Source organism: Clostridium sp. CTA-6 (assembly GCF_054768115.1).
In genome coordinates, this window is sequence record NZ_BAAAAU010000001.1 from 117,713 (window position 1) to 130,332 (window position 12,620).

The window sequence follows — 12,620 nt, forward strand, 5'->3', positions numbered from 1 at the left end:
TATTAAGAAGAAATAGCAAAAACTCCAATAAATGTTTTGGCTTAAAAGACAAGCTTAGAACGGAAGATAACAACCGGCTTGGGTTATTTATTTATACCTTTGCCGGATCTTTGGTAGTGTAAATAATAAAACTACAAAGTAATTAGTTCATAATAGTCTTCTCCCCATTTGCACATCATACTAAGAATAGGCATTAAACTCTTACCTAAATCCGTTAATGAATATTCAACCTTTGGGGGAACTTGAGGATAAACCTTTCTGTTAACTAAATTATCTGATTCTAGTTCCCTTAGCTGTTGAGTTAACATTTTTTGAGTTATTCTAGGAATCAATTTTTTTAATTCATTGAATCTTTGTGTACCTTTTGTTCCAAGATGCCATATAATAAGAGGTTTCCATTTACCACCTATTAGATCTATTGTAATTTCAAAGGTACATGCATATTCTTTATTTTTAAATTCTAAAATATCGCAGTTAGAGTTCATAGTTTTTATCCTTTCTATAGTATCTTTTTAGATACTATAATACAAAAAAGTGCGTACTTGTTTTGATGAAACTTATTTTTTACAATAGTAGCATAAATTATAAAAAATATCAATAAGGAGGATACATTTATGAATAAGATATTAAATAGAAAAAGTATAAGAAAATATAAAGATATAAAAGTAAGCGATGATATTGTTGAGGATTTATTAAAAGTAGGCATGGCGGCACCTTCAGCTAGGGTATCCAGATGAAGAAAGAAAAATAGAGGATAGATTTAATAAAGGTAGAATACATTATAATAGATGGTAAAAAACTAAACGAATATCATATATAAATTAAAGAAATATGTATTTTATAATGATAAGATATAATAGTAATTTTTAATATGAAGGAGAGAAAATATGTTGACAAATCACTTGGGAATAAAAGTAAAAGATATAGAAAAAGCTCAAAAATTTTATTGTGAAAATTTAGAATTTGAATTTGAGCATAAATACGAGGATAAAGATAAAATTTTAGTATTTCTAAAAAATGAAAATTCAGTCATAGAGTTAATACACTCCAAGAATAATGTGTATAACTCAGTAAAAAATGGAATTATAGATCATTTAGCTTTTACTGTCACTAATATACAAGAATATATTGATAAGTTAAAAAGGAAGAATGTAAATTTTATTACAAATGAAATAACAGAAGTGGATGGCAAGCTAATTATATTTTTTGAAGGTGCTGAAGGAGAAAAAATTGAATTAGTTCAATACATATAGAAATATATTATATGAAGGAGGAGGGTATATGAATAATGCATATTGTTATGAAACCAAAATTGGGAAAATAGTAATTGTGGAAAATGGTACATCTATTACTCAGCTGTGTTTTGGAGAAGATATTCCTAAAGATGTAACCATTCTTGAGACTGATCTACTAAAAGAAGCAAATAAAGAGCTTGAAGAATATTTTAGAGGAAAAAGAGAAAAGTTTGATTTATCCTTTGATCCACAAGGTACAGAATTTCAAAAAAAGGTTTGGAAGGCATTACAAGAAATACCCTATGGGAAAACTTATAGCTATAAAAATGTAGCAGTAAATATAGGCAATGAGAAGGCTTGTCGTGCGGTAGGTATGGCCAACAATAAAAATCCTATACCTATTTTTATTCCTTGTCATCGTGTTATTGGAGCTAATGGTAGTTTAGTTGGTTATGCAGGTGGACTAGATATAAAAGAGAAGCTTTTAAAAATAGAAAAAGAGAACTCAGAAGGGTAAAACAGAACCACACAAAACATACTGAATTGTTAAAAGAGATAAGGGGCTTAGAAGGTATGAAAAGGAAAAAAATACTAGAAAATCTGAAATCACAAATAAAGAAAGGAAATCATATTATTGGTGTAGCCACAGGAACAGGAATGACAGCAAAGTATGCAAAAAAGGGTGGAGCAGATTTCCTTCTCATGTTGAACTCAGGTAGATTTCGTCAAATGGGAAGAAGTTCATTAGCAGGGTTTTTACCCTTTTATAATAGTAATGATATGGTAATGGAATTTGCCTATAGAGAGATAATACCTTTGGTAAGGGACATGCCTATAATTTTTGGATTTAATGCAACGGATCCCACAAAGGATATGGAAAGTTATATAGATGAAATAAAAAATAAGGGATTTTCTGGTATTAATAATTACCCTACAGTTGGATTAATAGATGGTGAGTTTAGTAAAGCTCTTGAAGAGAAGGAATGTCATTATCTAATTGAAGTGGAAGCAATAAGAATAGCCCACCAAAAAGATATGTTTACCGTTGCATTCGTATTTAGTGATATACAAGCAGCTCAAATGATTGAAGCTGGAGCAGATGTAATTTGTGTGCATTTAGGATTAACAGGAGGAGGGCTATTAGGAGCAAAAAAAGTTTTATCGCTAGAAGCTGCAAAGATTAAAGCAGAAAAAATATTTAAAAAATGTGATGAACTAAATCCAGGTGTAATTAAGTTAATTTATGGAGGCCCTGTGAAAACTCCAACAGACGTTCAGTATATGTACAGTAATAATGAAAATTTAATGGGATATATAGGTGGATCTGCTTTTGAAAGAATCCCTTCTGAAAAATTTATTACAAATATAACGAAGGCTTTTAAAGTATCCTCACAATTAGATGAAGATGACTTAATGGTTAAAATGTTAGATGGAATTACAAAGCATTATGATTATGTTGAGTTTGTTAAAGAATATGTTACTAAAAATTATATGCGTGAAATTTCCTTTTCAGATTTGGCCAAGGTCGCTCATGTATCTAGGAGTTACCTAAGTACTTTGTTTAAAAAGGAGGTAGGCTGTAGTTTTCGAGAGTATCTAGTTAAATTTAGAATGGATAAAGCAGCAGAAATACTAGATAAAAAAAATATTCAGTTATCAGAGCTATCACCTTTAGTTGGGTATGAAGATTATGCCCAATTTAGCAAAATGTTTAAAAAGTATAAAGGCTGTTCTCCGAAACAATATAAAAATATAACATAAACACAAAAACACCTAATGTAATAACGTTTACACTAAAAAGTAAAAGCAGTATGATTAATTTGTAGTCAATCATACTGCTTTTTATTTTAAGATAATATTTTAAAAATTATTTATCTAGTATTGTAAAGGCTACATAAAACCAAAGTCATGGGGAGGTTGAAGAATTGAAAACAATCGCAATTGCAGGCACATTTGATACCAAGGGGACTGAATATTTATATGTGAAAGAATTGATTGAAAGTTTAGGGCTAGGTACTTTTACTATTCACACAGGTGTATTTGATCCTGTATTTGAGCCAGATGTATCAAATAGGGAAGTAGCGGAGGCAGCAGGAACAGATATTGAAAAATTAGCTGCTAAAAAAGATAGGGCACTAGCAACGGAAACTTTATCAAAGGGCATGGAAATTTTAGTACCTAAATTGTATGAACAGGGAAAATTTCATGGAATTATATCCTTTGGTGGTACTGGAGGGACTTCGCTAGTAACACCAGCCATGAGAGCATTGCCTATAGGTGTACCTAAAATTATGGTGTCAACAGTAGCATCAGGAAATACTGCTCCGTATGTAGGTACAAGTGATATTATTATGATGCCTTCTGTAGTAGATGTTGCAGGTCTTAACTCAATTTCAACAAAGGTTTTCACAAATGCAGTATTTGCCATAGCAGGTATGGTTAAGTTTGAAAATACAAAAACAATAGAGAAGAAGCCATTAGTCGCCACAACCATGTTTGGGGTAACAACTCCATGTGTAAATGCAGCCAGAAAATATCTTGAAGCAAAAGGATATGAAGTCCTTGTTTTTCATGCAACAGGCGTAGGTGGACAATCTATGGAAGCACTTATTAATGCTGGATTTATTGAAGGTGTATTAGATTTTACCACAACAGAGTGGGCAGATGAAATTATTGGTGGCGTTTTGAATGCAGGACCACATCGTTTAGAGGCAGCAGGAAAAAACCATATTCCACAGGTTGTATCAGTAGGTGCAATTGATATGTGTAACTTTGGACCTTATGATACGGTACCAAAGAAATTTGCAGGACGTAACTTATATAAGCATAATCCTACAGTAACTCTTATGAGAACTAATGTAGAGGAAAATGAAAAAATAGGTAGAAAACTTGTTGAAAAATTAAATATGGCAAAAGAGAAAACTGTTTTAATGTTACCTCTTAAAGGAGTATCAGGAATTGATGTAGAAGGTCAACCATTCTATGGGATAGAAGAAGATAAGATGTTGTTTGATACCTTAAGAAAGGGTATTAATAAAAATGTTGTGGAACTAATAGAATTGGATTTTGCAATTAACGATGTAGAATTTGCAGAAATGGCAGCGCAAAGATTAATTGATTTAATGAATAGATAAAATTATATAAGGGAGGATTTATAAATGAATACAATGACAAGAAAAGAAATTATGAAAAAATTTAGAGAAGAAGTTAAAAATGGTAAAGCATTAGTAGGAGTAGGAGCTGGAACAGGTATTACTGCTAAAAGTAGTGAAGCTGGTGGAGCTGATATGCTTATAATTTATAATTCAGGAAGATATAGAATGGCAGGTCGTGGATCATTGGCAGGATTGTTATCTTATGGTGATGCAAATCAAATTGTAGTTGAAATGGGCTCAGAAGTATTACCAGTTGTAAAAGATACACCAGTATTAGCAGGTGTGTGTGGAACTGATCCTTTTAGAGTTATGGATGTATATTTAAAACAATTAAAGGATCAAGGCTTTAGTGGAGTACAAAATTTCCCAACAGTTGGTTTGATTGATGGTGTATTTAGACAAAACCTAGAAGAAACAGGAATGGGCTATGGTTTAGAAGTAGAAATGATCAGAAAAGCACATGAATTGGACATGCTTACAACTCCTTATGTATTTGATCCAGAGCAAGCAAAAGCAATGGCAGAGGCAGGAGCAGATATTTTAGTAGCTCATATGGGACTAACTACAAAGGGAACAATTGGAGCAAAAACTGCCCTTACATTAGATGATTGCGTAAAGAAGATTGAAGATATTATTAAAGCAGGTAGAGAAGTTAATCCAGATATTATGGTAATCTGCCACGGTGGACCTATTGCAGAACCAGAAGATGCTAAATATGTGATAGAAAGAACAGAAGGAATTGATGGATTCTTTGGCGCATCTAGTATTGAAAGATTTGCAGCTGAGAAAGGTATTAAATCACAAACAGAAGCATTTAAAGCAATAACAAAATAGGGTTTGCAGTTTAATAATTAGGTTAAACTTGAAAGTATAAAAAATTAAAATAAATGGTATATGAAGTGTAGGATGCTTAGAAACAAAAGCTTCTTACACTTCAGTTTGTATCTAAAAGGCATAGATGTTATTGGTGTAGAAGTATTAGATAGAGTTACTTCTACAAAATACGAAGGATAAAATTGGATACAATAATTAGTGAGATAAATTAATATTAAATTTCTATTATCTTCTTAATTTTCTTAAGAGATATTCTATAGATTAAATACATGAAAAAACTAACTATAACGATAATTCCTAAATTAATTCCAAGTGCAATATATTCACTTGAGCTTATACTTCCACTGTTTCCATATAATATAAGAAAATAAAATAGGTAAATTGTAATACTTCCAACTATAGTGGGAATAGTAAATATTTTTTTTAGTTGTACTTTTATACATTTTTCAATATATTTATTATTTGCTCCAAGATTTTTCAGATCATGAAATAAGGTCTTGTTATTAATAGCAATAGTTATACTCCTGGTATATGAAATAATAGCTACTGCTGTAAGACAAATAATGGTAATGTAAATGAACAACATTAGGTATACAGCCATGTTTTTTATACTATCTTGACGGTTTAATACATCAAATGAAGGATAGTATTTCCAATCTAAGAACAATTGATTATTATCTGAAGATAGATTTACGTGTTTATCTGCATAATATTTCTTACCTTTTTCTAGAGCTAGTTTTTTTTCATATTCATCGTAATGTGGAGTAACTGCTGCAGTTTCGGAACTTCTTTTTATAATTTCATTTTTTAATTTATTTGCAAAAACATAAGTTTTATTTGGATTTTTTACATTAAAAAGCACAAATTCTTCAAAATTTTCTATAGGTAAGCTTTTTATATGTCTTTTATAGTCTTCATCAGAAATTACATGTTTTGTTGTTCCATTTTTAAAAAATGGTTCAAAAGTTATTGTTCCTGCATATTTTATTTTTTGGCAAATCTGAGTAACTGGGTTGGTAATTTTATTTACGTCATTAAATTTTTCATAAATATTTTCTGCACTTTCATATCCAATTATGGTTAAATATTCACCAGGATTAACATGAACATTTTTTCCCGAAACTTTATTAAAATCACTTTCACTAAAAAATTCATCATAACCTATTTTATCAATATAATCATGAGTTATTTTACCGTTATCCATATAGTCACTTTTAACACCATCAACTATAAGTGAAATTGATGAAATTTCGTTATAGGAAGTAATATTTGCATTATATTTTTCTGCAAGAGAATATATTTCATCTTTTTTTATTTGATTTTCAGTTTTATTGTAGTAAAAAGAATAGTCAATGGGATTATTATAAATGGAATAAAATAATCCTGTAAGATTTGCAGGGGTATAAAACGCTGCAAATAAAGCACCAGCAATCAAAAATGATATAGTACACATACTTTTAACAGTTTGTTTCCCCATAAACTTCATCATGCTTTTTGGTATAATATTTTTATAGTATTTTTTTTGATTTTTACCTTTTTTACTGTGAATAACAGTATAGGTTACTAGCATATAAATACCTATTACAGATATTAAAAATGTTATATTCCAAATTAGAGGCATTACATAATTAAGATAGTTTATAATTAGTTGAGGAACACCATAGCCTAAAAGTATGCCCAGAACAACTAAAATGCTTCCAGCTATGCCATACCATGGCTTTACATCTTTTACTAGTTCGCATTTCCTATGCTTATTTAAAATCTCAATAATGTTAGTACGCTTAATAAATTTTGACCCCATAATAAAGATACATAATGTAACAAATAAGCAGAAAATTATTCCAAAGATAAGACCAAACCAGCCTACTTGATATAACATTTCTTGGGTATCAATAATAAAAATCTGAAATAATTTCCAAATTCCAAAGGATACAGGAATACTTACTATTAAACCAATGAAGGAACTAATTAATGTAATAATGGAAAGTTCAGTGAAAAGAACTTTTTTGATTTGGGGTTTTTTTGCGCCTAGTGATAAAAGCACTCCTGTTTCTCTATTTTTATATTTAAAGAATAAAGAGGAAGCATATGTGGTAAAGAGTGCACAACCTATTATTGCAATTCCAAAAATTAAATAGGCTTGTTTTCTACTGTCTCCTTGTTCAGGGAGTATTTTTTGTACTGTTGGACTAAAAAACATTACAGCATAAGAGGTAACAAGCATAACAGATAGTATTGTACAAAATATAAGCATATAATAATTTTTTATATTTTTTGAGCGAAGTTTCGAATATATATTATTCATTGTCATTATTGTCACCTCCCAATTCTTTTAAGGTTTCAAGTAATAAATCTAAAAATTCATTTCTACTATTGTTTTTTATTAGTTCTTTATGAATTTCTCCGTCCTTTAGTACAATAACTCTGTCACAGAAGCTTGCAGAAAAACTATCGTGAGTCACCATAAATACTGTAGCTGAAAGTTGTTCTTTAGCACGAATGAAGGCATTTATTACTGTTTTACTTGATTTGCTATCCAAATTTCCAGTTGGTTCATCTGCTAATATTAAAAACGGATTGTTTATTAACGCTCTTGCAACCGCAGTTCGCTGCTTTTCACCTCCTGAAATTTCAGCTGGGTATTTATTTTTAATATGGGAAATACCAAAAATTTCACATAATTTATTTGCGGAAGCTTCCATAGAAGCAATATTTTTGGTAGCAATAATTTGGGGAAGGCAAATATTTTCAAATATTGTAAGTCCGTCTAGTAGCATAAAATCTTGAAACACAAATCCTAATTTTTCATTTCTAACATTAGCAAGCTCTTCTTCTTTTAGATTTGATATACTTTCTCCATTTAATAAAATTTCACCACTATCAAAGGGAATAAAATTAGATATACTATTTAGCAATGTAGTTTTCCCACTGCCGGATGGGCCCATAACAGCGACAAATTCTCCTTTTTTAATTGTAAATGAAACATTTTTCAATACATCATATTTAGAAGTATTTGTTTTATAAGACTTATATAAATTTTTAATTTCTAACATAATGATAACCACCTTTCTGTATATATAATAACTGAGTTTATATTTTCATTTAATAATGGTAAATGTAAAATATGGTGTAATTTTTGTAATTTTTAGTATAAGAACATATATTCTGTAAAAGTTTGATAATCCTATGATATAATCGTTATGGGGGGTGCTTTGATTGTTTCGTGTTTGTATATGTGATGATGAAAAGATACAAAGAACTGAACTTAAATCTATAATTAGTACAGAGCTTGAACTTAGAGGGATAGATTTTAATGTTTATGAGAGTGAAGATGGTGAAGAGATGATATCATTACTTTCTAAAGATAAAAATTATCTGGATATTATTTTTCTTGATATAGAAATGGATGGAATAAATGGGGTTGAAACCGCAAGACAAATCAGAGCTTTAAATGATAGAGTAGTTATTATTTTTGTAACTGGATTTATGGATTATGTATTTGATGGTTATGAGGTAAAAGCATTAAATTATATATTGAAACCATATAAGAAGGAAAAAATTGTTGATGTTTTATCCGAGGCTTTAAAACAAATTGATATTATAAAAGATAAATTTTTTATAGTACAGTTTAATAGTAATTCATATAAACTTTGTCTTAATGATATTATTTATTTTGTAAGTGATAAACGAAAAATAAAGGTTAAAACGAAGGGAGAGACTTATGAATTTTATGGGAAGCTTGATCAAATTGGAAAAGAGTTGCCAAATTTTTTTGTGAGAATACATCAGCGGTATTTAGTAAATTTAAATTTTGTATTATCTATTGAAAATAATTATGCTCATATTAATAGTGAAGAACTTCCTATTAGTAGAAAAAGGTATCAAAATGTTATGATTGCTTTTGCTAAAACTATGCTTATATGAGAGGTAATATTTATGAAAGAATTTTTACTTTGGTTGTGTTACAGTGTTCTTGTCATGAGTAGTTATTTTACAGTAGGAATAATTTTTTCAAAAATTACGGATTGCTTTGTAGATATAAAAAAAAATAAAATATTTAAGTTAGTTATTTTTGTTGGGTTAAGTGCAATACCATCTGTGGTTATAATTGTAAGTGATGTTGTAAATGTGATATATGCTTTAATAGCGTATATAGCTATTATGCTAATTTGTTATGAGGGAAGTGCTATAAAAAGGATATCTGTTGTCATGGTGTTTTATCCAATTATAGTGTCATTTAATCTTTTTGGTTATAATTTTATTAAAAAAGGTTATTTCCCATATCCTACAATATGGAGCTATATATTGATTTTATTTTGGTTTGTAATTTATAAGGTGATGAAAAACAAAATTTTGTATGCTAAGCAATATATCAATGATAAAACTTGGATATTGATAGATATAATTTGTATTGCGCCACTTATTTCTATAGTTTCAACAATAATTTTTACAACACATAATGAAGAATATAAGGCTTATGTAATAGCATTAGTATGTATTATTTCTAATATTGGAGTTATGTTTCTTATAGGGTATATAGTTGATAGTGTTAAACTAAGACTTGATAATAAAAACTACAAATTGCAATATGATTATTATAAATCATTAGAGGAAAAACAGCTTGAAGTGAGGAAAATATATCATGATATGAATAATCATTTTCAGATAATTAATAATTATATTAACAATAATGATATAAAAGAAGCAAAACTATATTTTCAAAGTTTTGAACAAAAATTTACTTTTTATAGAAATAAAATATTTTGCAAAAATACTATAGTTAATGCAGTTCTAAATAATAAGTACGATCTAATGGTTGAAAATAATATTGATTGCAATATAAATATTTCAATTGATGATATAGTTTCAATGGATGATATGGATTTATGTTCAATATTTGCAAATACACTTGATAATGCTATAGAGGCTTCACTAAAAATAAAAGATTTATCACAGCGTAAAATTACTATAAAAGCTAGAACAAATAAAGGGTATTTTAGTTATTCTATAACTAATAAGAAAGACCAACATATTTTAACTCATAAAAAAACTATTATATCAAGTAAATCAGATATAAAACACCATGGGTTTGGACTACAAAACCTAAAAGATATTGTGAATAAATATAAGGGAAATCTAGATATTAGTTATAATGATACACAATTTTCTGTAGTGGTGATTATAAAAGTTTATTAACTAATGGATGACAAATTTGAATTAGATTTGGACGGAAATATGGAAGGAGTATTTTCAGAGTTATCATCAAAATTGCAGCATATGTCTAAAAATCTGGAGTATAATTTTATAAATTTAAAAAAGAAAAGGAAAAATAAAATATTTAGTTATAGATATATCCCATCAAGTTAAAGCGCCATTAACTTATATTAAATTATTTAATTCACTTTTAATGGAAGATGATTTGAGCAAGAAGGAAACAGAAGAATTTTTATCTAGAAGTAAACAAGAAATAAATAAATTTATGGAGAAATAAGAAACGAACTGCTATAACACTATTATCTTTAATACTAAGTGGCATATTATGTAATTTTTATGAATTTGATGATAAAATGATTAATGAATCTAATAAATATTTAGTTAAAGGAAAAATATACGTTTTAGATTATTGAAAGGGAATGCAAGTTATACAGTATATAAATTTCCATTAGTTCCCTTGATTTTTTGTTGTTACACTAACTATTGTTGAAATCTTAATTACCTATTTTTAAAAAAGATTCTATAGTAAATAAAATTAGGTACAATGAATAAATATATTTAAATATGCAAAGGAAAGATCAATATATAAATAAGAAATTTCATATATTTAAATAAATTAATAGTATTTTAAAGAACACAATTCCAGTAAAAATAAAATTATTACTGGAATTGTGTTTTTATGATTAACTAAGAATTTGATAAATTAAAAAATACTTAGATAGAAAGGGTGGCTAGGCAATAATACCTATAATTAAGGTTTAAATTCAGTCTTTATTAAAATATACAGTTATTCCTTTATTTACTCAAAATTTTTAAACTCTTAAACCACAGATTTAAAACATGATAAAGATAAAAACAACTTAACTATGAGTTAAATTTTCTATATCATATTCAACTATGAATCTATTGGTATACAGGTTAAAGTAAGTTATACTAAGTGCATAGAATCCTACAATAACTATATGGAGTGATAAATAATGGAAAAATTATTAATAGGTGAAGTTATTTATAGATTAAGAAAAAAAAAGCTATTACCCAAGAACAGTTGGCAAATTTTATTGGAGTATCCACAGCAGCAGTATCTAAATGGGAAAGTGGAACTTCATATCCAGACATAACATTATTACCAGTTATTGCAATATTTTTTAACGTTACTATTGATACGCTATTAAATTTTAAAATTCAACTTTCAGATGAGGAAGTTATGAAAATATTTGCTGAATGTGAAAAACTATTTAGTAATGGTGAGTTGGGAAAAGCTATAGTTAAGAGCAAGGAATACATAGTAAAGTATCCATCAAGTTATTATTTAAAGCTTAGGATAGGTTTCTTATTTACTATGTATTCATGGAAAAGTACAGAGGAAGAAAAGGGTATGGATATGATAAAGTATTCTATTGAACTATTTAAAGATATAGCTAAAAATTGTACAAAAATAGAATTAGTTGAACAAGCACTATTTCAACTGGGTGCATTATATCCATCAATAGGAGAAGAAGATAAAGCTATAGAAGTTTTAAATAAAATTAATAAAAGTGAGCTTGATCCTAATCTTTTACTTTCTAATATATATATGAAGAAAGATGAATTAAAAAAAGCAAGGGATATATTACAAAGTAAACTATATAAAAATATTAATGATATAACCTTTGTATGCTTCGGTTTGGCCAATTCTTATATGAAAGATAAAAAAGATTTAAGTATGATAGAAAAATATTATAACTTATCAATTAACATTAAAAAAGTTCTTTCATCTAATGGAGATTATATCTTAAGTTTATCAATGGAATACTTAAATTTTGCACAAGTTTATTTGAAATTTGGTGAAAGTAAAAAAGCTATAGATATGCTACATAAGATGGTAGAAGATATAGGAGAAAATGATATTAATGAACCAGAAAATTTTAGAGATATTTGGTGTTTTAATGAAATTCCAAAGGGAAAGAAAACTATAACTATGAATTTATATGAAAATATATTTAAAATCTTTGAAGCACCAGAATTTGATTTAATTAGAGAAAATAAAGAATTTATTGATATAATAAATGATTTGAAAAATTTAGAGAAAAAATCTTTGAGTGAGAAATAAAAAATATAAATAAAAGAGATGGTTTTATAAATAAAAATCAATTCTATGTCTAATATTAGTCTTGATAGTTAGATAAATAGTCATATGGTAATA

The 12,620-nt window shown here is 27.9% G+C and carries 12 protein-coding genes and 2 pseudogenes; 11 read left to right on the plus strand and 3 right to left on the minus strand.

The features are described from left to right. Positions 1 to 131 precede the first annotated feature (131 nt). A complete protein-coding gene (locus tag ACYUDJ_RS00505; protein ID WP_003486437.1) occupies positions 132 to 485 on the minus strand; it encodes a winged helix-turn-helix transcriptional regulator in 354 nt (117 codons plus the stop codon). Between the two features lie 129 nt (positions 486 to 614). Between ACYUDJ_RS00505 and ACYUDJ_RS00510 the strand changes: the two are divergent. From ACYUDJ_RS00510 to ACYUDJ_RS00535, 6 genes and pseudogenes are all read left to right on the plus strand, one after another. Beyond that, positions 615 to 722, plus strand: a pseudogene (locus tag ACYUDJ_RS00510) (nitroreductase family protein); the annotation flags it as partial. Between the two features lie 165 nt (positions 723 to 887). Then, complete coding sequence (locus ACYUDJ_RS00515) at positions 888 to 1,253, plus strand: VOC family protein (RefSeq protein WP_003486434.1); 366 nt, start codon at positions 888 to 890, stop codon at positions 1,251 to 1,253. A 28-nt stretch (positions 1,254 to 1,281) separates the two neighbouring features. Next, complete coding sequence (locus ACYUDJ_RS00520; RefSeq protein ID WP_003486433.1) at positions 1,282 to 1,752, plus strand: methylated-DNA--[protein]-cysteine S-methyltransferase; 471 nt, start codon at positions 1,282 to 1,284, stop codon at positions 1,750 to 1,752. 56 nt (positions 1,753 to 1,808) lie between these two features. After that, positions 1,809 to 2,996 carry a phosphoenolpyruvate hydrolase family protein gene (locus ACYUDJ_RS00525; RefSeq protein ID WP_043031854.1) on the plus strand — a complete coding sequence of 396 codons (1,188 nt, stop codon included), beginning with the start codon at positions 1,809 to 1,811 and terminating at the stop codon, positions 2,994 to 2,996. 164 nt (positions 2,997 to 3,160) lie between these two features. Continuing rightward, entirely contained in the window at positions 3,161 to 4,369 is a 1,209-nt protein-coding gene (locus ACYUDJ_RS00530; protein WP_003486429.1) for a Tm-1-like ATP-binding domain-containing protein, read from the plus strand. A 24-nt stretch (positions 4,370 to 4,393) separates the two neighbouring features. Continuing rightward, positions 4,394 to 5,224 carry a phosphoenolpyruvate hydrolase family protein gene (locus ACYUDJ_RS00535; RefSeq protein WP_004451681.1) on the plus strand — a complete coding sequence of 277 codons (831 nt, stop codon included), beginning with the start codon at positions 4,394 to 4,396 and terminating at the stop codon, positions 5,222 to 5,224. 214 nt (positions 5,225 to 5,438) lie between these two features. Here ACYUDJ_RS00535 and ACYUDJ_RS00540 read toward each other — a convergent pair whose 3' ends face one another. Both ACYUDJ_RS00540 and ACYUDJ_RS00545 read right to left on the minus strand, forming a co-directional pair. Then, complete coding sequence (locus ACYUDJ_RS00540; RefSeq protein WP_043031855.1) at positions 5,439 to 7,535, minus strand: FtsX-like permease family protein; 2,097 nt, start codon at positions 7,533 to 7,535, stop codon at positions 5,439 to 5,441. After that, positions 7,522 to 8,277, minus strand: a complete 756-nt coding sequence (locus ACYUDJ_RS00545; protein ID WP_003486424.1) for an ABC transporter ATP-binding protein — start codon at positions 8,275 to 8,277, stop codon at positions 7,522 to 7,524. Before ACYUDJ_RS00545 ends, ACYUDJ_RS00540 begins: the two co-directional genes overlap by 14 nt. Before the next feature lie 163 nt (positions 8,278 to 8,440). Between ACYUDJ_RS00545 and ACYUDJ_RS00550 the strand changes: the two genes are divergently transcribed. The 5 genes and pseudogenes from ACYUDJ_RS00550 to ACYUDJ_RS00570 all read left to right on the plus strand — a co-directional run bounded on the left by ACYUDJ_RS00550 (position 8,441) and on the right by ACYUDJ_RS00570 (position 12,527). Further along, complete coding sequence (locus ACYUDJ_RS00550; protein ID WP_043031856.1) at positions 8,441 to 9,148, plus strand: LytR/AlgR family response regulator transcription factor; 708 nt, start codon at positions 8,441 to 8,443, stop codon at positions 9,146 to 9,148. A gap of 12 nt (positions 9,149 to 9,160) precedes the next feature. Next, positions 9,161 to 10,420, plus strand: a complete 1,260-nt coding sequence (locus tag ACYUDJ_RS00555) for a sensor histidine kinase (RefSeq protein ID WP_052500383.1) — start codon at positions 9,161 to 9,163, stop codon at positions 10,418 to 10,420. Positions 10,421 to 10,423: 3 nt separating this feature from the next. Then, a complete protein-coding gene (locus ACYUDJ_RS00560; RefSeq protein ID WP_003486418.1) occupies positions 10,424 to 10,591 on the plus strand; it encodes a hypothetical protein in 168 nt (55 codons plus the stop codon). A gap of 40 nt (positions 10,592 to 10,631) precedes the next feature. Further along, positions 10,632 to 10,715, plus strand: coding sequence for a hypothetical protein (locus ACYUDJ_RS00565; protein ID WP_414836224.1), 84 nt, complete (start codon positions 10,632 to 10,634; stop codon positions 10,713 to 10,715). A gap of 700 nt (positions 10,716 to 11,415) precedes the next feature. Then, positions 11,416 to 12,527, plus strand: a pseudogene (locus ACYUDJ_RS00570) (helix-turn-helix domain-containing protein). Positions 12,528 to 12,620: the final 93 nt, after the last annotated feature.

Coding starts and splice junctions, on each gene's coding strand:
- ACYUDJ_RS00540 (WP_043031855.1), bottom strand. CDS start 7,535: ATGACAATGAATAATATATATTCGAAACTTCGCTCAAAAAATATAAAA.
- ACYUDJ_RS00520 (WP_003486433.1), top strand. CDS start 1,282: ATGAATAATGCATATTGTTATGAAACCAAAATTGGGAAAATAGTAATT.
- ACYUDJ_RS00515 (WP_003486434.1), top strand. CDS start 888: ATGTTGACAAATCACTTGGGAATAAAAGTAAAAGATATAGAAAAAGCT.
- ACYUDJ_RS00545 (WP_003486424.1), bottom strand. CDS start 8,277: ATGTTAGAAATTAAAAATTTATATAAGTCTTATAAAACAAATACTTCT.
- ACYUDJ_RS00565 (WP_414836224.1), top strand. CDS start 10,632: ATGGAAGATGATTTGAGCAAGAAGGAAACAGAAGAATTTTTATCTAGA.
- ACYUDJ_RS00555 (WP_052500383.1), top strand. CDS start 9,161: ATGAAAGAATTTTTACTTTGGTTGTGTTACAGTGTTCTTGTCATGAGT.
- ACYUDJ_RS00560 (WP_003486418.1), top strand. CDS start 10,424: ATGGATGACAAATTTGAATTAGATTTGGACGGAAATATGGAAGGAGTA.
- ACYUDJ_RS00525 (WP_043031854.1), top strand. CDS start 1,809: ATGAAAAGGAAAAAAATACTAGAAAATCTGAAATCACAAATAAAGAAA.
- ACYUDJ_RS00505 (WP_003486437.1), bottom strand. CDS start 485: ATGAACTCTAACTGCGATATTTTAGAATTTAAAAATAAAGAATATGCA.
- ACYUDJ_RS00535 (WP_004451681.1), top strand. CDS start 4,394: ATGAATACAATGACAAGAAAAGAAATTATGAAAAAATTTAGAGAAGAA.